The organism is Pseudomonas xionganensis, from assembly GCF_009763245.1.
GTDB classification, from domain to species: Bacteria; Pseudomonadota; Gammaproteobacteria; order Pseudomonadales; family Pseudomonadaceae; genus Aquipseudomonas; species Aquipseudomonas xionganensis.
Map to the genome: position 1 here is coordinate 242,840 of NZ_WKJZ01000003.1, position 24,576 is coordinate 267,415.

A 24,576-nucleotide genomic window follows, 5' to 3' on the forward strand; every position below is an offset into this window, starting at 1 on the left:
TACACTCCGCTTCCTCGCCCGTTTTTGCCTTGTAGGGCCCTAGCTCGCACGATCGTAATCAGGCTCTAATCGATAATCTGGCGGTAAAGCATGCAAAGGTGGCAATTTGGCCACCTTTGTCATACTTAAGCCTCATGCAGCTTGGCTATAATCCGATCACTAACTTGCGAAGGGAATTCACTGTGCGCCGGCTGAGGAACGCCTCCTACCTGCTGATCAGCCTGCTGCTGATGGCACTCGCCACAGTGCCCGTCCAGGCCGAGGAACAGGCTATCTGGTCGGCGCTGGCCGATCCCGAAGCGCGCCTGCAGCTTGATGATGTGCGCACCCCACGGCAAGCCGCACGCTTTATCCCGACCCAGCTCAATGACCTCTACACCCCGGGCAACAATGCCGCCCTGTGGCTGCATCACCGCCTGCCGGCCAATTCCGAAGCCCAGCTGTTGCGGGTATTTGCCCCCTTTCTGGCCTACCTCGACCTCTATGTGCTGAAGGGTGACGAACTGGTTGGCCAGACCCATACCGGCAACCAGCTGCCCTTCTCCAGCCGCCCCGTGGCCAGCCGCGATTTCCTCCTGCCACTGCCCCAGGCCGATGCGCCGCTGGATATCTATCTACGCCTGGCCTCGGAACATGCCCTGCGCCCCAGCATCAGCCTGCAGAGTAGCCACAGCGCCGCCGCCGACGACTCGCGCCCACTGCTCTTCGGCCTGCTGCTCGGCTGTCTGGCCATGCTGCTGGCCTACAACCTGGTGCGTTATTACTACACCCGCGCCGCCAGCGGCCTGTGGCTGGCCGCCACCCAGGCCTGCCAGCTGCTGGCTGCCATCAGCCTGCTGGGCATCAGCACCCCCTGGCTGAGCGACTGGCAGAGCCTGCAGCCGCAGATCGTCAACCTGGCCATGCTGGCAGCGATGATCTGCGCCCTGTGCTTTACCAACAGCTTCTTCCATCAGGTCTGCCCCGCCACCCTGCACCGCCACCTGCTCAATGCCGAAGCCCTGCTGATTGCAGCGCTGTTCGTGGTGCTGCTGGTGGCCAGCGATCTGCAGTCCAACCAGCTGGTGTATGTGCTGAGTGCCATCACCGCACTGAGCATCCTGACGGTGGCCCTGCTGCACTGGCATCACGGCTACCGACCCGCTCGCCTGTTCAGCCTGGCTGTACTGCTGTTCTGCGTGACCTTTGTCGGCACCCTGCCGGTATTTTTCGGCCGCTGGGCCATTCAGGCCGACTGGCTGGCTTACGGCCTGCTGGTGGTTGTGGTGATCTGTGGTTTTATCCTCAGCATGGCCCTCAGCGAACGCCAGCGGCGCATCATGCAGGAGCAGTTCAGCAGCAGCCGTGACCTGGCGGCCAGTACTGCCGAGCTCAAGGCCAAGGCCGAGTTCCTGGCCAAGATCAGCCATGAAATCCGCACCCCGATGAACGGCGTGCTGGGCATGACCGAGCTGCTCCTGGGTACGCCACTGTCGGCCAAGCAGCGCGACTATGTGCAGACCATCCACAGCTCGGGTAATGAGCTGCTGACCCTGATCAACGAGATTCTCGACATTTCCAAGCTCGAATCCGGGCAGATCGAACTGGATGATGTGCAGTTCGACCTCAATGCCCTGATCGAGGACTGCCTGGACATCTTCCGCGCCAAGGCCGAGCAGCAGAAGGTGGAGCTGATCAGCTTTATCCAGCCCCAGGTCCCCCGGGTGATCAGTGGTGACCCGACCCGCCTGCGTCAGGTGGTGCTGAGCCTCTTGGACAATGCCTTCAAGCAGACCGACGAAGGCGAGATCCTGCTGGTGGTGGCCCTGGAGACCGACAAGGCCCAGCCGCGCCTGCGCATCGCCGTGCAGGACAGCGGCAAACCCCTGGATGCCAACGAGCGTGACGCCCTGCTCAACGCCGAACTGCACAGCAAGGACTTCCTCGCCGCCACCAAGCTGGGCGGTCGCCTGGGCCTGATCATCGCCCGCCAGCTGGTGCGTCTGATGGAAGGCGAGTTCGGCATCCAGGGCAGCAGCAACCAGGGCTCGACCCTGTGGCTCAGCCTGCCGCTGGATGCCGCGCGCCTGGAGCAGCCGAGCGCGGATCTGGAAACCTCGCTGCAAGGCGCACGCCTGCTGGTGGTGGACGATAACGACACCTGCCGCAAGGTGCTGGTGCAGCAGTGCACGGCCTGGGGCCTGCAGGTCAGCGCCGTGCCCTCGGGCAAGGAGGCCCTGGCCCTGCTGCGCACCAAGGCGCATATGCGCGAGTATTTCGACGCCGTGCTGCTGGATCAGGACATGCCCGGCATGAGCGGCATGCAGCTGGCCGCGCGGATCAAGGAAGACCCCAACCTCAACCACGACATCCTGGTGATCATGCTCACCGGCATCAGCAATGCGCCGAGCAAGATCATCGCGCGCAACGCCGGGATCAAGCGCATCCTGGCCAAGCCGGTGGCCGGCTATGCGCTCAAGGCCACATTGGCCGACGAACTGGCCCAGCGCGGCAACGGCAGCCCCAGCCAGTTCACCCCCACCCAGGTCAGCGAACCGCTCAATGTACCGAGCGACTTCCGCATTCTGGTGGCCGAAGACAACAGCATCTCCACCAAGGTCATCCGTGGCATGCTCGGCAAGCTCAACCTCAAGCCGGATACCGCCAGCAACGGCGAGGAAGCCCTGACCGCGATGAAGGCCCAGCACTACGACCTGGTGCTGATGGACTGCGAGATGCCGGTGCTCGATGGCTTCTCCGCCACCGAACAACTGCGCGCCTGGGAAGCCGCCGAACGGCGCGAGCGCACCCCGGTGGTGGCACTGACCGCGCATATCCTCGCCGAACACAAGGAGCGCGCGCGCCAGGTCGGCATGGACGGCCATATGTCCAAGCCGGTGGAGCTGTCGCAACTGCGCGACCTGATCGAATACTGGATCGGCGAACGGGAAGTCCGCCGTCAGCGCGCCAGCCTGCCCCTTTAAGCCCACCTGATCACACCCAAAGAGTTGCCATGGCCGTCGAGTTGTCCAGCCTGTATCTGAAACTTCTGGTGCTCTATAGCCCCTTCTTCGTGCTGTCCTGCTTTATCGGCCTCAGCCGCGGCTACACCCTCAAGGAGCGCAAGCGCCTGGCCTGGAAGGTGGCCGCCGGGGTGCTGGTGGCCAGCGTGCTGCTGTACCTGTTCGGCAAGCACATCTTCACCCTGTTCGGCATCACCATCGACGCCTTCCGCATCGGCGCGGGCAGCGTGCTGTTTATCTCGGCCCTGGGCATGGCCCAGGGCAAGTCGGCGGTGCAGAGCGACAACGTGCAGCAGGACGTGACCATCGTGCCGCTGACCATCCCCCTGACCGTCGGCCCTGGCACCATCGGCGCCCTTCTGCTGATGGGCGCCAGCCAGCCGGAGTGGAGCGACAAGCTGCTGGCCCTGGTCGCCATCGCCCTGGCCAGCCTGACCGTGGGCGTGGTGCTGTACCTGGCCAACCAGTTCGAGCGCCTGCTGGGCGATCAGGGCCTGCAGATCGTCAGCCGCCTGATGGGCCTGTTTGTCTGCGCCCTGGCCGCGCAAATCATCTTTACCGGGGTGAAAAACTACCTGTCGCTCTAAAGCGGTGCAGCGCACCGACAACTTCACACAATCCCTCGCCACACGCACCAAAGCGGCGCAAGGCCCTTTCCAAGAGCCGCTTGAAAAATCAAACAACTCCAAGCAGAACAATGGCTTGGAGATCTTGGCACGGATGCTGCCATTGGACTGACGACCCTCTTCTGGTCTCTCCCAATCGTTGCGCACGGAGCCATAACAATGAAACGTCGTCCCTTTCTGAAATCCACCTTCGCCGCCAGCGCCCTGCTGCTCAGCGGTCTGTTCCCGTTCACCGTACAGGCCGCCGAAACCATCAAGGTCGGCATCCTGCACTCGCTGTCCGGCACCATGGCTATTTCCGAAACTTCGCTCAAAGACATGGCCCTGATGACCATCGACGAGATCAACGCCAAGGGCGGCGTACTCGGCAAGCAGCTTGAGCCGGTGGTGGTCGACCCGGCCTCCAACTGGCCGCTGTTCGCCGAGCGCGGCCGCCAGCTGCTGACCCAGGACAAGGTCGACGTCACCTTCGGCTGCTGGACCAGCGTGTCGCGCAAGTCCGTGCTGCCGGTCTATGAAGAACTCAACGGCCTGCTGTTCTACCCGGTGCAGTACGAAGGCGAGGAGCTGTCGCCCAACGTCTTCTACACCGGCGCGGCGCCAAACCAGCAGGCCATCCCGGCGGTCGAGTACCTGATGAGCGAGGACGGCGGCGCCGCCAAGCGCTTCTTCCTACTCGGCACCGACTACGTCTACCCGCGCACCACCAACAAGATCCTGCGCGCTTTCCTGATCAGCAAGGGCGTCGACGAGAAGGATATCGAAGAGGTCTACACCCCCTTCGGCCACAGCGACTATCAAACCATCGTGGCCAACATCAAGAAGTTCTCCGCCGGCGGCAAGACCGCGGTGATCTCCACCGTCAACGGCGACTCCAACGTGCCCTTCTACAAGGAACTGGCCAACCAGGGCCTGGAAGCCACCGACGTGCCGGTGGTGGCCTTCTCCGTCGGCGAGGAAGAACTGCGCGGCATCGACACCAAGCCGCTGGTCGGCCACCTGGCCGCCTGGAACTACTTCCAGTCGGTGGAAAACCCGGTCAACACCGAGTTCGTCAGCAAGTGGAAGGCCTACGCCAAGGCGCAGAACCTGCCGGGTGCCGACAAGGCGGTGACCAACGACCCGATGGAAGCCACCTACGTGGGCATCAACATGTGGGCCCAGGCTGTGGAGAAGGCCGGCACCACCGATGTCGACAAGGTGCGCGAAGCGCTCTATGGCCAGACCTTCGACGCGCCGAGCGGCTACACCCTGACCATGGACAAGAGCAACCACCACCTGCACAAGCCGGTGATGATCGGCGAGATCCAGGAAGACGGTCAGTTCTCCGTGGTCTGGGAAACCAGCAGCCCGATCCGCGCCCAGCCGTGGAGCCCCTATATCGAAGGCAACGACAAGAAGCCGGATTACGCGGTGAAGTCGAACTAAGGCAAAAGCTCCTCTCCCCCAGCCCCTCTCCCGCAAGCGGGAGAGGGGAGCAGACGTCCGCGCGAGCATGCCCTATTCGGTCTGCTCCCTCTCCCATTTATGGGAGAGGGCTGGGGAGAGGGCAAACGTAGCCGGACGCAAAGGATCACCCATGCCCACTGCCCTTACCCGAATTCTGCTCGGCCTGCTGTTACTGCTGCCCCTCACCGCCAGCGCCAATGAGGCCGACGCCTTCGTCGCCGCCAACCCGGCCAAGCAGGCCAAACTGCTGCAGGACTGGGCCGCCGCGCCCGTGCCGGAACGCCTGCCGCTGCTGCAGGCGCTGCAACAGGGCCGCGTCGCCGGCGATGCCGACAAGCGCGCCTTTATCCAACGCAACGACGCTTGGCAGGCCGCAGACGGCCAAGCGCAGCCCAACGGTACGCCGCGCAAGCTGCGTCTGAACAACCGCCTGCGCGGCCTGACCGCCACCGCCCTGGCCAGCCATCAGTTGCTCGACAAGGATGCCGCCGTCCGCCTCGATGCCGCCCAGCAACTGCAACGCAATACCCCGCCCGCCCTGCTCCCGCTGCTGGAAAGCCGTCTGGCCGCCGAGGAAGACGAGCGCGTGCAGGACGCACTGACTCTGGCCCTGGCCAACCTGCAACTGGCAGCCGAAGACCCGGCCGTGCGCCTGGCCGCCGTGGAACGCCTCGGCCAGACTGGCGACCCGTTGGCGCGCACCCGCCTGGAAAGCCTGCTGACCGGTGAAGAAAGCGATGCCGCCGTGCGCAGCGCCGCCGAAAAAAGCCTGGCCCAGGTCAAGAACAAGCTGCTGGTCGGCGAACTGCTCGGCCAGGCCTTTAGCGGCCTGTCCCTGGGCTCGATCCTGCTGCTGGCCGCCCTGGGCCTGGCCATCACCTTCGGCCTGCTCGGGGTGATCAATATGGCCCATGGCGAGATGCTGATGCTCGGCGCCTATACCACCTATATGGTGCAGCTGATGTTCCAGCGCCTGGCCCCCGAGTACCTGGCCCTCTACCCATTGCTCGCCCTGCCCATCGCCTTCCTGGTCACCGCCTGCATCGGCATGGCCCTGGAGCGCACGGTAATCCGCCATCTCTACGGCCGCCCGCTGGAAACCCTGCTGGCCACCTGGGGCATCAGCCTGATCCTGATCCAGCTGGTGCGCGTCACCTTCGGCGCGCAGAACGTCGAGGTGGCCAACCCCTACTGGCTGTCCGGCGGCGTGCAGGTGCTGCCCAACCTGGTGCTGCCGTACAACCGCATCGTGATTATCGGCTTCGCCCTGTTTGTTGTGGCCCTGACCTGGCTGCTGCTGAACAAGACCCGTCTGGGCCTCAACGTCCGCGCGGTGACGCAGAACCGCAATATGGCCGCCTGCTGCGGCGTGCCCACCGGCCGCGTCGATATGCTCGCCTTCGGTTTGGGTTCCGGGATTGCCGGCCTGGGTGGCGTAGCCCTGAGCCAGATCGGCAACGTCGGCCCGGACCTGGGGCAGAGCTATATCATCGATTCCTTCCTGGTGGTGGTGCTCGGCGGCGTCGGCCAGCTGGCCGGCAGCGTCACCGCCGCCTTCGGCCTCGGCGTGCTGAACAAGTTCCTCGAACCGCAGATCGGCGCCGTGCTGGGCAAGATCCTGATCCTCGCGCTGATCATTCTGTTTATCCAGAAACGCCCGCAGGGTCTGTTCGCACTGAAAGGAAGGGTGATCGACTGATGACCATGCCACTCAATCAAACGCTGCTGGCCCGCGCCACGGCCAAGCTCGGCCCGCAGGTTTCGCTGGCCCTTGGCCTGCTGGTGCTGGCCATTCTCGTGGCCATGCCGCTGCTGCACCTGCTGCCGGCCGACCACGCCCTGCATGTCTCGGCCTACAGCCTGACGCTGGTGGGCAAGATCCTCTGCTACGCCATAGTCGCCTTGGCGCTGGACCTGGTCTGGGGTTACGCCGGCATGCTGTCGCTGGGCCACGGCCTGTTCTTCGCCCTCGGCGGCTACGCCATGGGCATGTACCTGATGCGCCAGTCGGCGGGCGATGGGCTGCCGGCCTTTATGAGCTTTCTGGCCTGGACCGAGCTGCCCTGGTACTGGTACGGCACCAGCAATTTCCTCTGGGCGCTGTGCCTGGTGGTGCTGGCGCCGGGCCTGCTGGCGTTGGTGTTCGGCTTCTTCGCCTTCCGCTCGCGAATCAAGGGCGTGTACTTCTCGATCATGACCCAGGCGCTGACCTTCGCCGGCATGCTCCTGTTCTTCCGCAACGAAACCGGCTTTGGCGGCAATAACGGCTTTACCGGCTTCACCCGCATCCTCGGCTTCGATATCACCGCCGCCGGCACCCGCGCTGCGCTGTTTATCGCCACCGTGGCCCTGCTGGTCGGCAGCCTGTACCTGGGCTTCAGACTGGCGCGCAGCAAGTTCGGCCGGGTGCTGACCGCATTGCGCGACGCCGAGAACCGCCTGATGTTCTGCGGCTACGATCCGCGCGGCTACAAGCTGTTTATCTGGGTGCTCAGCGCGGTGCTGTGCGGCCTGGCCGGCGCGCTGTATGTGCCGCAGGTGGGCATTATCAACCCCAGCGAAATGGCGCCGACCCAGTCCATCGAAGCCGCCGTGTGGGTCGCCCTGGGCGGGCGCGGCACGCTGATCGGCCCGCTGCTCGGCGCCGGCCTGGTCAACGGTATGAAGAGCTGGTTCACCGTGGCCTTCCCCGAATACTGGCTGTTCGCCCTGGGCGCGCTGTTTATCGTCGTCACCCTGTTTCTGCCGCGTGGTGTCGTCGGCCTGTTGAAGAAGGAGAAGGAGCAATGAGAGCCGCCCCAATACCCGAAGCCATGCTCGATGCGGCCGCAGGTGTCGCCGGCCTGGCGCTGGATACCGGCAAGACCGTCGGCAAGGGCGTCAACGTGCGCCACGGCACCATCCTTACCCTGGAAGCGATCAACGTCAGCTTCGACGGTTTCAAGGCGCTGACCGACCTGACCCTGTATATCGGCGTCGGCGAACTGCGCTGCATCATCGGCCCCAACGGCGCCGGCAAGACCACCATGATGGACGTGATCACCGGCAAGACCCGCCCGGACAACGGCGTGGCCTACTTCGGCGAGCAGTTTGATCTGACCGCCATGAGCGAGGTGCAGATTGCCCAGGCCGGCATTGGCCGCAAGTTCCAGAAGCCAACGGTGTTCGAGGCGCTCTCGGTATTCGAGAACCTGGAACTGGCGCAGAAGACCAACAAGTCGGTGTGGGCCAGCCTTCGCGCCACACTCACAGGCGAGCAGAAGGACTGCATCGACGAGGTGCTGACCACCATCCGCCTGGATGCCTCGCGCCACCGCCCGGCCGGTCTGCTCTCCCACGGCCAGAAGCAGTTTCTGGAGATCGGCATGCTGCTGATGCAGGAGCCGCACCTGCTGCTGCTCGACGAGCCGGTGGCGGGCATGACCGACGCCGAGACCGAGTTTACCGCCGAGCTGTTCAAGTCCCTGGCGCGCAAGCACTCGCTGATGGTGGTGGAGCACGATATGGGTTTCGTCGGCTCCATCGCCGACCACGTCACCGTGCTGCACCAGGGCAGCGTGCTGGCCGAAGGCTCACTGGAACAGGTACAGAACGACGAGCGAGTGATCGAGGTTTATCTCGGCCGCTAGAACGTAGGGTGGATGACGCTTTTCTCATCCACCACAGCCACTGCACGGTGGATCGATAAAGCGCGATCCACCCTACGCATAAACAAGGACATCGATATGCTGCAAGTTGAGCAACTCCACCAGTACTACGGCGGCAGCCATATCCTCCGTGGCCTGTCGTTCGAGGTGAAGGTCGGTGAAGTCACCTGCCTGCTCGGGCGCAATGGCGTGGGCAAGACCACATTGCTCAAATGCCTGATGGGCCTGATCCCGGCCAAGGACGGCAGCGTGCAGTGGGAGGGCCAGGCCATCACCGGCCACAAGCCGCACCAGCGCGTACAGGCCGGTATCGCCTACGTGCCCCAGGGCCGCGAGATCTTCGGTCGCCTGACGGTGGAAGAGAACCTGCTGATGGGCCTGTCGCGCTTCCCCGCCAGCCAGGCCAAGGCCGTGCCGGAATTTATTTACGAGCTGTTCCCGGTGCTGCGCGAAATGAAGCAGCGCCGTGGCGGCGATCTGTCCGGTGGCCAGCAGCAACAGCTGGCCATCGGCCGCGCCCTGGCCAGCCAGCCGCGCCTGCTGATCCTCGACGAGCCCACCGAAGGCATCCAGCCCTCAGTGATCAAGGAGATCGGCCTGGTGATCAAGAAACTCGCCGCGCGCGGCGATATGGCCATCCTGCTGGTGGAGCAGTTCTATGATTTTGCCGCCGAACTGGCCGACCAGTACCTGGTGATGAGCCGCGGCGAGATCGTCCAGCAGGGCCGTGGCGAAACCATGGAGGCCGATGGCGTACGCGGCCTGGTGGCGATCTGATAAAACCTCGACCATGAACGCACTCCTCACCCCCACCCTGTTCACCCCCAGTTGGCACGCCGAGCTGGAGCTGGGCTATGCCCGCGACGGCGCGACCACCCGGCCGGTGCTGCGCCGCCATAAGGGCCCGTTGCGGGTGCAGAAGCACCTGTACGGCGAAGGCCCCGAGGTGTGCCAGCACATCATCGTGCATCCGCCCGGCGGGATTGCCGGCGGTGATCGCCTGGATATCTCGGCCAACGTCGGCGCGGGCGCCTGGGCGCAACTGACCAGCCCCGGTGCGGCCAAGTGGTACCGCGCCTCCGGGCCGGCCTACCAGAGCCTCAAGCTGCGCGTGGCAGCCGGCGCCACCCTGGAGTGGCTGCCCCAGGAAAGCATCGTCTATGCCGGTGCCCAGGCCGAGCTGCAGACCGATATCGAACTGCTCGGCGATGCACGGCTGCTGTACTGGGATATCGTCGCCCTCGGCCGCCCCGCCAGCGGCGAGCGTTTCGATGCCGGGCACTTCCAAGCGCGCCTGAATATCCGCCGCGATGGCCAGCTACTCTGGCACGAGCGCCAGCGCGTGGCAGGTAACGACGGCCTGCTCGACTCGCCCATCGGCCTGGATGGCCAGCCGGTATTGGCCACCCTGCTGATCAGCGGCGAAGTCGCTGGCGACGTGCTGGAACGCTGCCGTGAACTGAAGATCGACGGCGTGCGCGGTGACCTCAGCCAGTTGCCCGGCCTGCTGGTGGCGCGCTGCCTGGCCGGCGAGGCCCTGCATGCCCGCGCCTGGCTGATCGGGCTCTGGCACCTGCTGCGCCCAGCATTGCTTGGGCGCGCAGCGGTGCCTCCGCGCATCTGGAGCACCTGAACGAACAACAACCGCAGGGTGGGAAAGCGTGCGCGTTTTCCACCTGTGAACGGCGGATGTGCAAAGCGACATCCGCCCAACGAATTGGAGCAAGTGATGGATCTGACCCCTCGTGAGAAAGACAAACTGCTGATCTTCACCGCCGGCCTGCTGGCCGAACGGCGCCTGGCCCGTGGCCTCAAGCTCAACTACCCGGAAGCCATGGCCTATATCAGCGCCGCCTTGCTCGAAGGCGCCCGCGACGGCCAGAGCGTCGCCGAGCTGATGCACTACGGCACCACCCTGCTGAGCCGCGACCAGGTGATGGAGGGTATCGCGGAGATGATCCCGGAGATCCAGGTCGAGGCCACCTTTCCCGACGGTACCAAATTGGTGACCGTCCACCAGCCAATCGCATAAGGAGCCTGTCTACGACCTGCTGCGCGTCGGCCCTGCTGCGTTAAAAACAGGCTCGGGCGCGAGTCCGATCAAAATGCTTATTTACAACCCGTAAACTCCGCTTTCTCGCCGCTTTGACCAGCCGGAGGCTGTTACTACGTAGCGCCTTGCATGGCTCTAGCTCGCGAGATCGTAAACAGGCTCCAAGCCATGACCTATTCGATACACGACGCCGGTGAAGCCGATCTATCCGGCATCCTGGCCATCTACAACGACGCGGTGCTCAACACCACGGCGATCTGGAACGAGACCCTGGTGGATCTCGCCAACCGCCGCGCCTGGCTGGCCGAGCGCAACGCCGCGGGCTTTCCGGTGCTGGTGGCGCGAGAGGCTGGCGGCGAGGTGCTCGGCTACGCCAGCTACGGCACCTGGCGCAGCATCGAGGGTTTTCGCCACAGCGTCGAGCACTCGGTCTACGTGCGCACAGACCAACGCGGCCAGGGTCTCGGCCCGGCACTGCTGCAGGCATTGATCGAACGCGCCCGCGCCGCCGGCCTGCATGTGATGGTCGCCGCCATCGAGTCGCAGAACACCGCCTCGATCCGCCTGCACCAGCGCCTGGGCTTCGTCACCACCGGGCAGATGCCCCAGGTCGGGCGCAAGTTCGAGCGCTGGCTGGATCTGACCTTTATGCAACTCATCCTGCCCGAAACACAGGAGCACCCCAGATGATTCCCGGCCAATACCAGATCCAGGACGGCGAGATCGAACTCAATGCCGGCCGCCGCACCCTGGCCCTAACCGTGGCCAACAGCGGCGACCGGCCGATTCAGGTCGGCTCGCATTTCCACTTCTTTGAAACCAATGATGCCCTGACCTTCGACCGCGCCAGCAGCCGTGGCATGCGCCTGAATATCCCAGCCGGCACCGCCGTGCGCTTCGAGCCGGGGCAGAGCCGCGAGGTGGAGCTGGTCGAACTGGCCGGCGCGCGCCGGATATTCGGCTTTGCCGGGCGGGTAATGGGCGACCTGTAACCCGTAGGGTGCGCCGCGCGCACCAGAAACGACCCAGACAGCATTGGTGCGCACGGCGCACCCTACAGGAAATCAGCTTATGAAAATCTCCCGCCAAGCCTACGCCGATATGTTCGGCCCCACCGTCGGCGACAAGGTGCGCCTGGCCGATACCGAGCTGTGGATAGAAGTGGAGCAGGACTTCACCACCTACGGCGAAGAAGTGAAATTCGGCGGCGGCAAGGTGATCCGCGACGGCATGGGTCAGAGCCAGCTCTGCTCAGCCGACGTGGTCGACACCCTGATCACCAACGCGCTGATCATCGACCACTGGGGCATCGTCAAGGCCGACGTCGGCTTGAAGGACGGCCGCATCCACGCCATCGGCAAGGCCGGCAACCCGGATATCCAGCCGGACGTGACCATCGCCATCGGCGCCGGCACCGAGGTGATCGCCGGCGAAGGCATGATCCTCACAGCCGGCGGCATCGACAGCCATATCCACTTTATCTGCCCGCAGCAGATCGAAGAGGCGCTGATGAGCGGCGTCACCACCATGATCGGCGGCGGCACGGGACCGGCCACCGGCACCAACGCCACCACCTGCACCCCCGGCCCCTGGCATATGGCGCGTATGCTCCAGGCCGCCGACGCCTTCCCGATGAACCTGGGCTTTACCGGCAAGGGCAACGCCAGCCTGCCGGAACCCTTGATCGAGCAGGTCAGGGCCGGCGCCATCGGTCTGAAGCTGCACGAGGACTGGGGCACCACCCCGGCCGCCATCGACAATTGCCTGAGCGTGGCCGACCAGTACGACGTGCAGGTGGCGATCCATACCGACACGCTGAATGAGTCCGGCTTTGTCGAAACCACCCTCGGTGCCTTCAAGGGCCGCACCATTCACACCTATCACACCGAAGGTGCCGGCGGCGGCCATGCGCCTGACATTATCAAGGCCTGCGGCTTTCCCAATGTGCTGCCCAGCTCGACCAACCCAACCCGGCCGTTCACCAAGAACACCATCGACGAGCATCTGGACATGCTGATGGTCTGCCACCACCTCGACCCGAGCATCGCCGAGGACGTGGCCTTCGCCGAGAGCCGTATTCGCCGGGAAACCATCGCCGCCGAGGACATCCTGCATGACCTCGGCGCCTTCAGCATGATCAGCTCCGACAGCCAGGCCATGGGCCGCGTCGGCGAGGTCATCACCCGCACCTGGCAGACCGCCGACAAGATGCACAAGCAGCGCGGCCCGCTGGACGGCGACGGCCCCGGCAACAGCAACTTCCGGGTCAAACGCTATATCGCCAAGTACACCATCAACCCGGCCATCACCCACGGCATCAGCCACGAGGTGGGCTCCATCGAAGAGGGCAAGTGGGCCGATCTGGTGCTTTGGCGCCCGGCCTTTTTCGGGGTCAAGCCGACGCTGATTCTCAAGGGCGGGGCGATTGCCGCCAGCCTGATGGGCGACGCCAACGCATCGATCCCCACGCCGCAACCGGTGCACTACCGGCCGATGTTCGCCAGCTACGGCGGCAGCCTACACGCCACCAGCCTGACCTTTATCAGCCAGGCCGCGTTCGACGCCGGCGTGCCCGAACAGCTCGGCCTGAAGAAGAAAATCGGTGTGGTCAAAGGCTGCCGCACGGTGCAGAAGACCGACCTGATCCACAACGGCTACCTGCCGAACATCGAGGTCGATCCACAAACCTACCAGGTCAAGGCCGACGGCCAGTTGCTCTGGTGCGAGCCGGCCGAGGTGCTGCCGATGGCCCAACGCTATTTTCTGTTCTAAAGGACCCGCGACAGATGGCTTAGTCGGGTTTTAACGTTCGCCACCATCAGCGTGGCGAAGAACTCCAGTCCCAGACCGACGCGGTTTCACCTAAACAGCATGACGCCGAGGAAACCGGACTCGAGTAAAGAAGGCGGTGGCGTTCTTGCCGCTGTGGTTATTTGCCGCGCCCATTCAGGGCACCAGCATGGCCTGTGCCACCTGACGGCGCACGGCCTTGCCGGCCAGCTGCTCGACCAGGGTCAGGGCAAACTCCAGGGCCGTGCCCGGGCCCTGGCTGGTGATGCAGTTGCCGTCCACCACCACCGCCTGGTCGACAAAGCTGCAGCCACTCAAACGGTCGCTAAAGGCCGGGTAGCAGGTCATGCGCCGCTGCTTGAGCACGCCGTAGTGCTGCAGGGCCACAGCCGGGGCGGCGCAGATGGCGGCGAACAGCTGACCAGCCCTGGCCTGCTGACGCACCCGCTCGGCCAGAGGCTCATGCTCGGCCAGACGCTGGGCCCCGGGCATGCCGCCAGGCAGTACGATCAGGTCGAAATCCTGGGCCAGCACGTCCACCAGCATGGTATCGGCGGTCAGCCGGGTGCCGCGGGCGCAGGTGACCATGCGTCGGCCTTCGACGCTGGCCACCACCACCTCCACCTCGGCGCGGCGCAGCACGTCGATCAGGGTCACGCATTCCAGGTCTTCGACCCCATCGGCCACCGTGATCAGGGCTCGTTTGCTCATGCTGGTCTCCTTCTTGCTATAAAAATTTAGCTGTCCAATCGGTCATAAATTCAACCCACGAAGGCGAGCTGCTATGATCCGCGACTTTGTGCAGATCATGCGCTAATCCTGCATTGTCGCCGGAATGTGCTTTGCTTTTGTCACGCATAAATACGGTATAGAAGCCGTTACGGGGAGTTCCACATGCTGGAAAAACTGTTCCAACTCGAAGCACATAACACCACGGTTCGCCGCGAGGTCATAGCCGGCCTGACCACCTTCCTGACGATGGCCTATATCCTCTTCGTCAACCCGGAGATGCTGGCCAAGACCGGCATGGACCATGGCGCGGTATTCGTCGCCACCTGCCTGGCCGCGGCCATCGGCTCGCTGATCATGGGCCTGCTGGCCAATTACCCAATTGCCCTGGCGCCGGGCATGGGCCTCAACGCCTTCTTCACCTACACCGTGGTAATGACCATGGGCCATACCTGGCAGGTGGCCCTGGGCGCGGTATTCCTGTCCGGGGTGATCTTCTTTCTGCTGTCGATCTTCAAGATCCGCGAGTGGATCATCAACAGCATTCCCCTGGCCTTGCGCGCCGGCATCGCCGCGGGTATCGGCCTGTTTCTGGCGATCATCGCCCTGAAGAACGCCGGCATCGTGGTCGATCACCCCGCCACCCTGGTGACCCTCGGCGACATGACCCAGGGCGGCGCCCTGCTGGCCTGCCTGGGCTTCTTCGTGATCGCCGCCCTGGCCTACCGCCAGGTCACCGGCGCGGTGATGATCGGCATCCTGCTGGTCACCGGCCTGTCCATCCTGCTGGGCCTGTCCACCCTGAGCGGCGTGGTGTCGATGCCGCCCTCGGTGATGCCGACCCTGCTGCAGCTGGACATCATGGGCGCCCTGGATATCGGCCTGCTCAGCGTGATCTTCGCCTTCCTCTTCGTCGACCTGTTCGACACCTCCGGCACCCTGGTCGGGGTGGCGCAGAAGGCCGACCTGCTGGACAAGGACGGCAAGATGCCGCGCCTGGGCCGCGCCCTGATGGCCGACAGCGGCGCCACCATGGCCGGCGCCGCCCTGGGCACCAGCACCACCACCAGCTATATCGAGTCGGCGGCCGGCATCAGCGCCGGCGGGCGCACCGGCCTGACCGCCTGCGTGGTGGCGGCGCTGTTCCTCCTCAGCCTGTTCTTCGCGCCCCTGGCAGGCGCCGTACCGGCCCACGCCACGGCCCCGGCCCTGCTGTTCGTGGCAGTGCTGATGATGAGTGCTCTGGCCAAGATCGACTGGGACGACATGACCGTCGCCGCCCCGGTGGTGGTCGCCGCCCTGGCCATGCCGCTGACCTTCTCCATCGCCAACGGCATCGCCTTCGGCTTTATCACCTGGACCGTGGTCAAGGTGCTGGCCGGGCGCTGGCAGGAACTCAATCCGGCACTCTGGGTGCTGTCGGCGCTGTTTGTTGTGAAGCTGGCGTTCTTTGCCTGACTTATCCGCCTCACCCTGTGCCACCGCGAGCGCCCTATATGGGCGCTCGTTTTTTAGGGCCCAAGATGAAAAAATAGCCCCCTGCCCCGTTACCGAGTCCGCCATGAGCCGTCCCCAGTTCGACCCCAGCACCTATGCCGCCCAGCTCGCCGAGAAGACCCAGCGCCTGCGCGAGCTGCTGGCCCCCTTCGCCGCCCCGGAGCCCGAGGTATTCGATTCGCCCCGCGAGCATTACCGCCTGCGCGCGGAGTTCCGCCTGTGGCGCGAGGGCGAAGATCGTCACTACGCCATGTTCGAGGCGGGCGACAAACATACGCCGATCTTCTTCGAGCAATTCCCCATCGCCAGCCGCCGCATCAACGAACTGATGCCACGCCTGAAGGCCGCCTGGCAGGCCTCGCCGGCCCTGGGTTTCAAGCTGTTCCAGGTGGAATTTCTCACCACCCTGAGCGGCGATGCGCTGATCACCCTGTGCTACCACCGCCCCCTGGACGCGGCCTGGCAGGCCGCCGCCGAGCAGCTGGCCAGTGAACTGCAGGTGAGCATCGTCGGGCGCTCGCGGGGCAAGCGCCTGGTGATCGGCAAGGATTATGTCGAGGAAGAACTGCAGGTGGCCGGCCGTCTTTTCCGCTACCGCCAGCCGGAAGGCGCCTTTACCCAGCCCAATGGCGCGGTCTGTCAGAAGATGCTCGGCTGGGCCTACGAGGCCCTGGGCCAGCGCGACGACGATCTGCTGGAGCTTTACTGCGGCAACGGCAACTTCACCCTGCCCCTGGCCACCCGGGTGCGTCAGGTGCTGGCCACCGAGATCAGCAAGACCTCGGTCAACGCCGCCCTGGCCAACCTGGCCGATAACGGCGTGGATAACGTCAGGCTGGTGCGCCTGTCCGCCGAGGAGCTGACAGAGGCGCTCAACGAGGTGCGCCCGTTCCGCCGCCTGGCCGATATCGACCTCAAGAGTTATCAGTTCGGCAGCGTCTTCGTCGACCCGCCCCGCGCCGGCATGGATGTGGACACCTGCGAGCTGACCCGGCGCTTCGACAATATCCTGTATATCTCCTGTAACCCGGAAACCCTGGCGGCCAATATCGCCCAGCTGCATGATAGCCATCGGATCAGCCGCTGCGCCCTGTTCGACCAGTTCCCCTACACCCACCATATGGAGGCCGGGGTGCTGCTGCAGCGGCGCTGACCCCTATCTGGAGAGCAACCATGCGCTTACTGACACTGACTCTGCTTACCGCCTTAAGTGGCCTGGCCCAGGCCGCCGAACCACTCAGCATCGACGTACACCGCGACGCCAACTGCGGCTGCTGCAAGGCCTGGATCGAGCATCTGCAAAGCAACGGCTTTGTCGTCAACGACCATGTGGAAGACGACATGAGTGCGGTCAAGCAGCGCCTGGGCGTGCCGCCGCGCCTAAGCTCCTGCCATACCGGGGTGATCGACGGGCAGTTTGTCGAAGGCCATGTGCCGGCGGCGGATATCCTCAAGCTGCGCCAGCAGCCCGACCTGCTCGGCGCCGCCGTACCGGGCATGCCGGCCGGCTCCCCCGGTATGGAGTATGGTGACCGCCGTGATGCCTATCAGGTGCTCGGTCTGCAGCGCGAAGGTGGCGAACGGGTGATTAGCGACTACCCTGGCAACTAAACCGAGCCAAGGAGCTGCCTCATGCGCTGGAAACGGGCGCGCCGTAGCGACAATGTTGTGGATGCCCGCAGTGGTGGTCGGCGCACCGGCGGCAAGCTGACCCTGGGCGGCATCGCCATCGTGGTGGTGATCGGCCTGCTCAGCGGCCAGGAGCCCCTGCAGATCCTCACCCAGCTGGCCGGTCAGGCCCTGCAGACGCCCGCCCCCAGCCAGACTGCGCCCGCGGCCAACGACCCCGAAAGCGAGTTCGTCCGCGCCATCCTCGGCGATACCGAGGACACCTGGCGCGAGCTGTTCCAGGCGGGTCAGCGCCAGTACCGCGATCCGACCCTGGTGCTGTTTCGCGGCAGCGTCAATTCCGCCTGCGGTTTCGCCAATGCCGCCGTCGGCCCCTTCTACTGCCCCGGTGATCAGCGGGTGTATATCGACCTGAGTTTCTTTCGCGAACTGGAACAACGCTTCGGCGCCGCCGGGGATTTTGCCCAGGCCTATGTGATTGCCCACGAAGTCGGCCATCACGTGCAGAACCTGCTGGGCATCTCGGCCAAGGTGCATGCGGCGCGCCAGCGCGGCGAGCGCATGGAAGGTGAACAGGGCCTGCTGGTGCGTCAGGAGCTGCAGGCCGACTGCCTGGCCGGGGTCTGGGCCCACCATGCGCAGAAGCGCCTGCAATGGCTGGAGCCGGGCGATCTGGAAGAGGCCTTGAACGCCGCCAATGCCATCGGCGATGACCGCCTGCAGCAGCAAAGTCGCGGTCAGGTGGTGCCGGACTCCTTTACCCACGGCAGCTCGGCGCAGCGGGTGCGCTGGTTCACCCTGGGTTTCGAGCAAGGCAATGTCGGCCGCTGCGACACCTTCAAGGCCACCCGACTCTGATCAGTGCCGCGGCAAACCGCGCAGCGCCCAGAAGCACAGCCCGGCGGATACCACTTCCAGCAGCAGGGCATAGAGGTTGAAGGTCTGCTGGGCGCCGCCATCCAGATACAGGCCGCCGATCCGCGCCAGGGCCAGCGCGCTGTAAAGCAGCACCAGCAGAGTCAGGGCCGGGCGAATCAGCTCCACCCGCAACAAGGCCAGGGCCAGATAGGCCGCCAGGCCCAGTTGCAGGCCACCATAATAGGCGCGCACATCGGTCACCGCCGCCGGGGCCATCAGCAGCATGCCGCTGAGATGGGTCATCTGGTGCGGCTGAACGAAGTAGGCCAGGCCCAGGCCCGCCAGGGCCAGGAGTTGCAGGGTAAGAATCAGCCGAGCCAGCAGCATAGGGGCGCCTTGCAATCGAGGGAGATGGCCGCAGCATAGGCGCTTATGCCACCAGGCGTCAGCCCCCCAACTGCTCCTGCAACTGCTCCAAGACATGCTGCAGATATTCCAGACGCTGCAGGGGTTCGGGCAGGGCCAGCAGATGCAGCTTGTCCTCGGCCGCCAGGGGCAACAGGTAGGCCAGCTGATTGGCCAGGGCCTGCTGCCCGGTCGGCTCCAGCTGCATGCCCAGGCTGGCCACCAGCGGATGCGCACTCAAAGCGCCATGCAGGGCCAACAGGTCGGCATGTTCGGCCTGCAGCGGCTGCTCGTCGGCTTCGGCCAGCCAGTGCACCTGCCCCAGCGTCAGCTGATCGGGCAACACCTGGGCCTGCTCCACGCGAAAGCGCCGGGCGCCCTCCACGCGAATGCCCAGCAGACCATTGGGGCGCTGCTCGAAATCGCGGATCAGCGCCTCACAGCCGATGGCAGAGAACTCACCGGCGGCCTCCCCGGCCTCCTCGCCGTCGAGGATGCAGACCACACCGAAGCCCTCCCCCTGCTTCATGCAGCGGCTGATCATATCCAGGTAGCGCGCCTCGAAGATCTGCAAATCCAGCATGCAGCCGGGAAACAACACGATCTTGAGCGGAAACAGCGGCAAATTCACAACGCAGTCCTCACAGCAGCATCAGGATCGCCAGGGGCAGCAGCACGGCAGTCACCACCCCCATCAGGCTCATGGCCAGGGCGGCGAAGGCGCCGCACTCCTCACTCTCCTGCAGGGCACGGGCCGTGCCCACGGCATGGGCGGTCAGGCCCAACGCCATACCCAGGGCGGCCTGATGGCGCACGCCAAAGCGCTTGAGCAGGGCCGGGCCGCAGATGGCGCCGATAATCCCGGTGATCATCACAAATACCGCGGCCAGGGCGGCGATGCCACCGATCTGGCTGGCCACCAGCATGGCAATGGGCGAGGTCACCGACTTGGGCGCCATGCTCATCAGCATGATCTGCTCGGCGCCCAGCAGCCAGGCCAGCCCCACCCCCAGCACGGTGGCGAACACCCCGGCCACGGCCAGGGTGATCAGGATCGGCCAGAGCAGCTGGCGGATGCGCCGCAGGTTGAGAAACAGCGGCACCGCCAGGGCCACGGTGACCGGGCCGAGAAACAGGGTCAGGGCGGCCACGCTGCCCTGGTACTCGGCATAGCTCAGGCCACACAGCAGGAGGATGCCGATCACCGTGAGCATGGACACCAGCACCGGCTGCAGGAACACCCAGCGGGTCTTCTCGTAGGCGGCCATGGCCAGCTGATAGGCGCCCAGGGTAATGCCCACGCCGAACAGCGGATGGTGGGTCACCGCCTGCCAGGCGGCCTGCCATTCCAGGCTCATACATCCTCCCGGCGCTGCTGGCGATCGATCAGTTTCTGCATCAGCCAGCCGGCAAACACGATGGAGATCAGCAGCGACAGCAGCAAGGCGCCGGCCACCGCCCAGAAATCGGCGGCAATCGCCTCGGCATAGGCCATCACCCCCACCGCCGGTGGCACCAGCAACAGTGGCAGGTACTTGAGCAGGCTGCTGGAGGCCTGATGCAGGGGCTCGCCCACCTCGCCGCGCAGCAGCAGAAAGCCGAACAGCAGCAGCATGCCGATGATCGGCCCCGGCAGCATGGGCAACAGCAGCACATTGAGGGCCGTGCCGAGCAACTGGCACAACACCAGCCAGGAAAGGCCGCGAAGCAGCATAGGGGTCAATCTCCGTTGCTTATGATGGGGCGCGCAATGCTGGCCATTATAAGCAGATGAGCCGCGCAGCGACCGGGCTTGAGCGAGTCCGATGGTCGCACACGCAGGCAATCTGCCACTTGACCGAGGCTGCCTGCCGTGGTGATCTACGGCTATAAAGGATTTAGCGCCACCCAATAACAACATAAGCGTTTCAAGGAGAAAGCATGCCTCAGGTACCCGTCGCGGAACTGCAGAACTATGTGGGCAAGGAACTCGGTCGTTCCGAGTGGCTGACCATTGATCAGGACCGCATCAACCAGTTCGCCGAATGCACCGGCGACCACCAGTTCATTCACGTCGATCCGGAAAAAGCCAAGCTCACCCCCTTCGGCACCACCATCGCCCACGGCTTTCTCTCCCTTTCCCTGGTCCCCAAGCTGATGGAAGGCATCATGGTCATGCCCCAGGGCTTGAAGATGGCCGTCAACTACGGCCTGGACAGCGTGCGCTTTATCCAGCCGGTCAAGGTCAATTCCAAGGTACGTCTGGTCGTGACCCTGACCGACGCCACCGAGAAGAACCCCGGCCAGTGGCTGCTCAAGGCCAAGGCCGTGCTGGAGATCGAAGGCTCGGAAAAACCGGCCTATATCGCCGAACCCCTGACCCTCTGCTTCGTCTGAGTTCAACGCACGCTCGAAAAGGCGCGCAGGCTTTGCCTAGCGCGCCTTTTTTGCTTCGTGCAGGGCCCGTCGCAGAGCATCGCCCTGCATTTGCGGCATACTCTTGAACATGCCCTTTCAGCCCGGATAGCTGCCATGCACCTCAACCATCTGGCCCCTCTCGGCCTGGCCCTGCTGCTGACCGCCTGTGGCGAGGCCCAATCCCTGCTGCCAGCCAATGCCACCCTGCCCGATGGCAGCCGCTACCGCGGTGAGGTGGTCGATGGCCTGCTCCAGGGTCCTGGACGTCTGGACTATCCCAACGGCAGCTGGTTCGAGGGCCGCTTCAAGGACGGCCAGGCCCATGGCCAGGGCCGCTGGCAGGGGGCTGCCGGCGAACGCTATGAAGGCGAATTCGCCCTGGGGGACTTCCATGGCCAGGGCCGCCTCGACTACCGCGACGGCAGTTACTACGAAGGACGCTTTATCCACGGGCGTATGCAGGGTGACGGTCGACTGGTCCAGGGCGGCCTGGACTACAGCGGCGAATTCGCCGACGACCTGTTCGAGGGCCAGGGCCTGCTGCAGTGGGCCGATGGCTCCAGCTTCCAGGGCCAGTTCAAGCAGGGCCAGCCCCACGGCCAGGGTGTGCGCATCGACAGCAGCGGTGCCCAGTTCAGTGGTTCGTTCGAGCAGGGCCAGCTGAATGGCCAGGGCACCTTCCAGAGCAGTGATGGCGACCTCTACAGCGGCGAATTCAAGCACGACCGCTTCCATGGCCAGGGGCGCTACCAGAGCAGTGACGGCGATGTCTGGAATGGCCAGTTCAAACAGGGCGCCGCCAGCGGCGAAGGTGAATTCAAGGGCGTCGATGGCAGCCATTACCAGGGGCAGCTGCGCAACTGGCGCTTTCATGGCGAAGGGCAACTGCGCCTGGCTGACGGCAGCCGTTACCAGGGACGTTTCGCCCATGGTCGCTTCCATGGCGATGGCCAGTTGACCCTGGCCACAGGTCAGGCGCTGCAAGGCACCTGGCAGAGCGGCCAGCGTATCCGCGATGCAGCCGGCAACAGCCTGCCCGATCCGCTGGAAGTCGGCCTGCTGGAACAGGGCCGCCTGCTGCAGGAGGCCCTCGACGCGCTGCCCGCCTCGACCCCGGCCATCGAACTCTATGCCCTGACCCTGGCCGGTGATGGCAAGCAGAGCGTGTTTATGCGCGAGGCCGACTATGTCGCCCGGCTGATGGGTGAACGCTTCGCCGCCCATGGCCGGATCAGCCTGATCAACCACCGCGACCACCTGGCCGACCGCCCCATTGCCAGCCGCGAAAGCCTGGCCCGCACCGCCCAGGCCCTGGCCGAGCGCAGCGGGCCGGAAGACTTGATCTTTATCTACCTGACCAGCCACGGTTCGGCCGGCCATGAGCTGCACCTGGACACACCGCGCCTGGAACTGAACGACCTGCCCGCCACGGAACTGGCCACCGCCCTGGCGCCACTCAAGGAGCGGCACAAGGTGCTGGTGATTTCCGCCTGCTACTCCGGCGGTTTTATCGAACCGTTAAAGGACGACAAGACCCTGATCATGACCGCCGCCAGCGCCGACCGGGTGTCCTTCGGTTGTTCGGAGGAAAACGACTTCACCTATTTCGGCCGCGCCCTCTTCGCCGAAGCCCTGCAGCAGACCGACGACCTGGAAGAAGCCTTCAAACTGGCCAGCGCGGCGGTCAGCCGGCGCGAGGAAGAGGACGGTTTCGAGGCGTCGCAGCCACAACTCTGGGCAGCCCCGGCGGTACTCGCCCAATGGCGCCAGTGGCTCGCCGGCCAGCCGCCCCGTCCGGCGGGCACGGCCCTGGCCCAACAAGACCGAGAAGCCCCATAGGGCTCCCATAACCGAATTGACCTGTGGAGAACCTGCCCCATGTACCTGACGCCCCAGCACATCCTTTTCGCCGGCGCCACCGGCCTGACCGGCGAGCACCTGCTGGACCGCCTGCTCAGTGAGCCGACCGTGGCCCGCGTGCTGGCGCCGACACGTCGGCCGCTGGCCGCACATAGTCACCTGCAAAATCCAGTGGGCGAGCTCAGCGAGCTGCTGCCCCAGCTGCAGGGGCCGGTGGACACCGCCTTCTGCTGCCTGGGCAGCACCATTAAACAGGCCGGTTCCGAGGCAGCCTTCCGCGCCATCGACCATGACCTGGTGCTGGCTTTCGCCCAGCGCGCCCGTGAGCTGGGTGCGCGCCATCTGCTGGTGATCAGCGCCCTGGGCGCCGACCCCAAGTCCTCGGTGTTCTACAACCGGGTCAAGGGCGAGATGGAGCAGGCCCTGCAGGGCCAGGGCTGGCCACAGCTGACCATCGTACGGCCGTCCCTGCTGCTCGGTGCGCGCCAGGAGTTTCGTCTGGGCGAGCGCCTGGCCGCGCCCTTGATGCGCTGGCTGCCGGGCAAATACCGCGGCATCAAGGCCACCGTACTGGCGCGCGCCCTCTGGCGCCTGGCGCTGGAAGAGGGCAGCGGCTGCCGTATCGTTGAATCCGACCAACTGCGCCGCCTCGGCCGCTGATCCCCCGACAGGACCGACTTATGAGCCAACCCGACAACCTGCTCAGCGCCCTGCAACAGGCCGACATGCTGGAGATCGACGACCTGCACGCCTGGCAGTTCAGCCTCGACGAGGCGCAGCTGCAAGCGCCGAGCAGCGCGGTCTTTCTGCAGATCGAATGCATGGATGGCCGCGCCCTGCGCAAATGGCAGTTCAGCCTGGCCGAGGTGCAGGCCGCCCAGTATCAGGCCGATACTGAAAGCTGGACGTTGCACGGCGCAGACCAGGCCCATCACCTGCGCTGCTTTGCCGCCATCAGTGGCGACAATCAGGACGAGCCGGACAACAGCGCCAACGACAGCCAATAACGAGAACCCCATGGGCCTCTACGACCGCTACCTGCTGCCCCACCTGATCGACTTTGCCTGCGGTATGGGCGAGGTAATGAAGGCCCGTTCGCAGATCGTTCCCCAGGCCCACGGCCGGGTGCTGGAGATCGGCATCGGCAGCGGCCTCAACCTGAGTTTCTATGACCCGGCCAGCGTCAGCGTCATCGTCGGCGTCGACCCCAGCGCCGAGATGCAGAAGCTGGCCCAGCAGCGCGCCGCCGCCACTGCCATCCCGGTCGAGATGGTGGCCCTGGAGCTGGGTCAGATCCAGACCGAGGCCGCCAGCTTCGACAGCATCGTCTGCACCTTCACCCTGTGCACCATCCCCGACGCCGTTGCCGCCCTCAAGGAAATGCGCCGGGTGCTCAAACCTGGCGGCCGTCTGCTGTTCTGTGAGCACGGCCTGGCCCCGGACGCCCCCGTCGTGCGCTGGCAGCACCGCCTGACGCCGCTGTGGAAGCCCCTGGCCGGTGGTTGCCACCTCAATCGCGACATCCCCGCCCTGCTGCAAGCCGGCGGCTTTCGGATCGGCGCCCTGGAAAATCGCTACCTCAAGGGCCCCAGGCCCATGACCTATATCTATCAGGGCTGGGCCGAGTGAAATTC

The 24,576-nt window shown here is 65.0% G+C and carries 26 protein-coding genes and 1 pseudogene; 21 read left to right on the top strand and 6 right to left on the bottom strand.

Annotation, left to right across the window (positions count from 1 at the left end; translation table 11 throughout):
* Positions 1 to 182 precede the first annotated feature (182 nt).
* The 12 genes from GJV18_RS15990 (at position 183) to ureC (ending at position 13,549) form a co-directional block, all read left to right on the top strand.
* A complete protein-coding gene (locus tag GJV18_RS15990; RefSeq protein WP_160347419.1) occupies positions 183 to 2,963 on the top strand; it encodes a hybrid sensor histidine kinase/response regulator in 2,781 nt (926 codons plus the stop codon).
* A 29-nt stretch (positions 2,964 to 2,992) separates the two neighbouring features.
* Positions 2,993 to 3,589 (top strand): MarC family protein, encoded by a 597-nt coding sequence (locus tag GJV18_RS15995; protein WP_160347421.1) that lies wholly within the window; start codon positions 2,993 to 2,995, stop codon positions 3,587 to 3,589.
* A gap of 198 nt (positions 3,590 to 3,787) precedes the next feature.
* Entirely contained in the window at positions 3,788 to 5,056 is a 1,269-nt protein-coding gene (urtA, locus tag GJV18_RS16000) for an urea ABC transporter substrate-binding protein (protein WP_160347423.1), read from the top strand.
* A 151-nt stretch (positions 5,057 to 5,207) separates the two neighbouring features.
* Positions 5,208 to 6,776, top strand: a complete 1,569-nt coding sequence (gene urtB / locus GJV18_RS16005; RefSeq protein WP_160347425.1) for an urea ABC transporter permease subunit UrtB — start codon at positions 5,208 to 5,210, stop codon at positions 6,774 to 6,776.
* Complete coding sequence (urtC, locus tag GJV18_RS16010) at positions 6,776 to 7,867, top strand: urea ABC transporter permease subunit UrtC (protein WP_160347427.1); 1,092 nt, start codon at positions 6,776 to 6,778, stop codon at positions 7,865 to 7,867. Before urtB ends, urtC begins: the two co-directional genes overlap by 1 nt.
* Positions 7,864 to 8,706 carry an urea ABC transporter ATP-binding protein UrtD gene (gene urtD, locus GJV18_RS16015; RefSeq protein WP_160347429.1) on the top strand — a complete coding sequence of 281 codons (843 nt, stop codon included), beginning with the start codon at positions 7,864 to 7,866 and terminating at the stop codon, positions 8,704 to 8,706. Before urtC ends, urtD begins: the two co-directional genes overlap by 4 nt.
* Positions 8,707 to 8,802: 96 nt before the next feature.
* On the top strand, positions 8,803 to 9,501 hold the full coding sequence (urtE, locus tag GJV18_RS16020; protein WP_160347431.1) for an urea ABC transporter ATP-binding subunit UrtE: 699 nt from the start codon (positions 8,803 to 8,805) through the stop codon (positions 9,499 to 9,501).
* Between the two features lie 13 nt (positions 9,502 to 9,514).
* Positions 9,515 to 10,357, top strand: coding sequence for an urease accessory protein UreD (locus tag GJV18_RS16025; protein ID WP_160347433.1), 843 nt, complete (start codon positions 9,515 to 9,517; stop codon positions 10,355 to 10,357).
* Positions 10,358 to 10,453: 96 nt separating this feature from the next.
* Positions 10,454 to 10,756, top strand: a complete 303-nt coding sequence (ureA, locus tag GJV18_RS16030; RefSeq protein ID WP_160347435.1) for an urease subunit gamma — start codon at positions 10,454 to 10,456, stop codon at positions 10,754 to 10,756.
* A gap of 189 nt (positions 10,757 to 10,945) precedes the next feature.
* On the top strand, positions 10,946 to 11,467 hold the full coding sequence (locus GJV18_RS16035) for a GNAT family N-acetyltransferase (protein WP_160347437.1): 522 nt from the start codon (positions 10,946 to 10,948) through the stop codon (positions 11,465 to 11,467).
* Positions 11,464 to 11,769 carry an urease subunit beta gene (locus GJV18_RS16040; protein ID WP_160347447.1) on the top strand — a complete coding sequence of 102 codons (306 nt, stop codon included), beginning with the start codon at positions 11,464 to 11,466 and terminating at the stop codon, positions 11,767 to 11,769. Before GJV18_RS16035 ends, GJV18_RS16040 begins: the two co-directional genes overlap by 4 nt.
* A gap of 79 nt (positions 11,770 to 11,848) precedes the next feature.
* Positions 11,849 to 13,549 (top strand): urease subunit alpha, encoded by a 1,701-nt coding sequence (gene ureC, locus GJV18_RS16045; RefSeq protein WP_160347449.1) that lies wholly within the window; start codon positions 11,849 to 11,851, stop codon positions 13,547 to 13,549.
* A gap of 38 nt (positions 13,550 to 13,587) precedes the next feature.
* Here the strand turns inward: ureC and GJV18_RS18965 are convergent.
* Both GJV18_RS18965 and GJV18_RS16050 read right to left on the bottom strand, forming a co-directional pair.
* Positions 13,588 to 13,674 (bottom strand): annotated as a pseudogene (locus tag GJV18_RS18965) (hypothetical protein); the annotation flags it as partial.
* A gap of 49 nt (positions 13,675 to 13,723) precedes the next feature.
* Positions 13,724 to 14,278, bottom strand: coding sequence for a DJ-1 family glyoxalase III (locus GJV18_RS16050; protein ID WP_160347451.1), 555 nt, complete (start codon positions 14,276 to 14,278; stop codon positions 13,724 to 13,726).
* 183 nt (positions 14,279 to 14,461) lie between these two features.
* On the opposite strand from GJV18_RS16050, the gene GJV18_RS16055 reads away from it, so the two are divergent.
* From GJV18_RS16055 to ypfJ, 4 genes are all read left to right on the top strand, one after another.
* Positions 14,462 to 15,754: an NCS2 family permease gene (locus tag GJV18_RS16055; RefSeq protein ID WP_160347453.1), complete on the top strand. Its 1,293-nt coding sequence runs from the start codon at positions 14,462 to 14,464 to the stop codon at positions 15,752 to 15,754.
* A 103-nt stretch (positions 15,755 to 15,857) separates the two neighbouring features.
* Positions 15,858 to 16,946, top strand: coding sequence for a tRNA (uridine(54)-C5)-methyltransferase TrmA (gene trmA / locus GJV18_RS16060; RefSeq protein ID WP_160347455.1), 1,089 nt, complete (start codon positions 15,858 to 15,860; stop codon positions 16,944 to 16,946).
* A gap of 20 nt (positions 16,947 to 16,966) precedes the next feature.
* Positions 16,967 to 17,404, top strand: coding sequence for a DUF411 domain-containing protein (locus GJV18_RS16065; protein WP_160347457.1), 438 nt, complete (start codon positions 16,967 to 16,969; stop codon positions 17,402 to 17,404).
* A gap of 21 nt (positions 17,405 to 17,425) precedes the next feature.
* Positions 17,426 to 18,280: a KPN_02809 family neutral zinc metallopeptidase gene (gene ypfJ / locus GJV18_RS16070; protein ID WP_160347459.1), complete on the top strand. Its 855-nt coding sequence runs from the start codon at positions 17,426 to 17,428 to the stop codon at positions 18,278 to 18,280.
* Here the strand turns inward: ypfJ and GJV18_RS16075 are convergent, their stop codons facing one another.
* From GJV18_RS16075 to GJV18_RS16090, 4 genes are read right to left on the bottom strand one after another with little or no spacing between them, the layout of a single operon-like run.
* Positions 18,281 to 18,667, bottom strand: a complete 387-nt coding sequence (locus GJV18_RS16075; protein ID WP_160347461.1) for a DUF4345 family protein — start codon at positions 18,665 to 18,667, stop codon at positions 18,281 to 18,283.
* 58 nt (positions 18,668 to 18,725) lie between these two features.
* On the bottom strand, positions 18,726 to 19,316 hold the full coding sequence (locus tag GJV18_RS16080; RefSeq protein ID WP_160347463.1) for an LON peptidase substrate-binding domain-containing protein: 591 nt from the start codon (positions 19,314 to 19,316) through the stop codon (positions 18,726 to 18,728).
* Between the two features lie 10 nt (positions 19,317 to 19,326).
* Entirely contained in the window at positions 19,327 to 20,037 is a 711-nt protein-coding gene (locus GJV18_RS16085) for an LrgB family protein (protein WP_160347682.1), read from the bottom strand.
* Between the two features lie 2 nt (positions 20,038 to 20,039).
* A complete protein-coding gene (locus tag GJV18_RS16090; RefSeq protein ID WP_160347465.1) occupies positions 20,040 to 20,399 on the bottom strand; it encodes a CidA/LrgA family protein in 360 nt (119 codons plus the stop codon).
* A 206-nt stretch (positions 20,400 to 20,605) separates the two neighbouring features.
* Between GJV18_RS16090 and GJV18_RS16095 the strand changes: the two genes are divergently transcribed.
* The 5 genes from GJV18_RS16095 (at position 20,606) to GJV18_RS16115 (ending at position 24,571) form a co-directional block, all read left to right on the top strand.
* On the top strand, positions 20,606 to 21,061 hold the full coding sequence (locus tag GJV18_RS16095) for a MaoC family dehydratase (RefSeq protein ID WP_160347466.1): 456 nt from the start codon (positions 20,606 to 20,608) through the stop codon (positions 21,059 to 21,061).
* A 135-nt stretch (positions 21,062 to 21,196) separates the two neighbouring features.
* Complete coding sequence (locus GJV18_RS16100; RefSeq protein ID WP_160347468.1) at positions 21,197 to 22,921, top strand: C13 family peptidase; 1,725 nt, start codon at positions 21,197 to 21,199, stop codon at positions 22,919 to 22,921.
* Positions 22,922 to 22,960: 39 nt separating this feature from the next.
* Positions 22,961 to 23,602: an oxidoreductase gene (locus tag GJV18_RS16105; protein WP_160347470.1), complete on the top strand. Its 642-nt coding sequence runs from the start codon at positions 22,961 to 22,963 to the stop codon at positions 23,600 to 23,602.
* A gap of 20 nt (positions 23,603 to 23,622) precedes the next feature.
* Positions 23,623 to 23,949, top strand: a complete 327-nt coding sequence (locus GJV18_RS16110) for a DUF5629 family protein (protein ID WP_160347472.1) — start codon at positions 23,623 to 23,625, stop codon at positions 23,947 to 23,949.
* 10 nt (positions 23,950 to 23,959) lie between these two features.
* Positions 23,960 to 24,571, top strand: coding sequence for a class I SAM-dependent methyltransferase (locus GJV18_RS16115; RefSeq protein ID WP_160347473.1), 612 nt, complete (start codon positions 23,960 to 23,962; stop codon positions 24,569 to 24,571).
* Positions 24,572 to 24,576 lie beyond the last annotated feature (5 nt).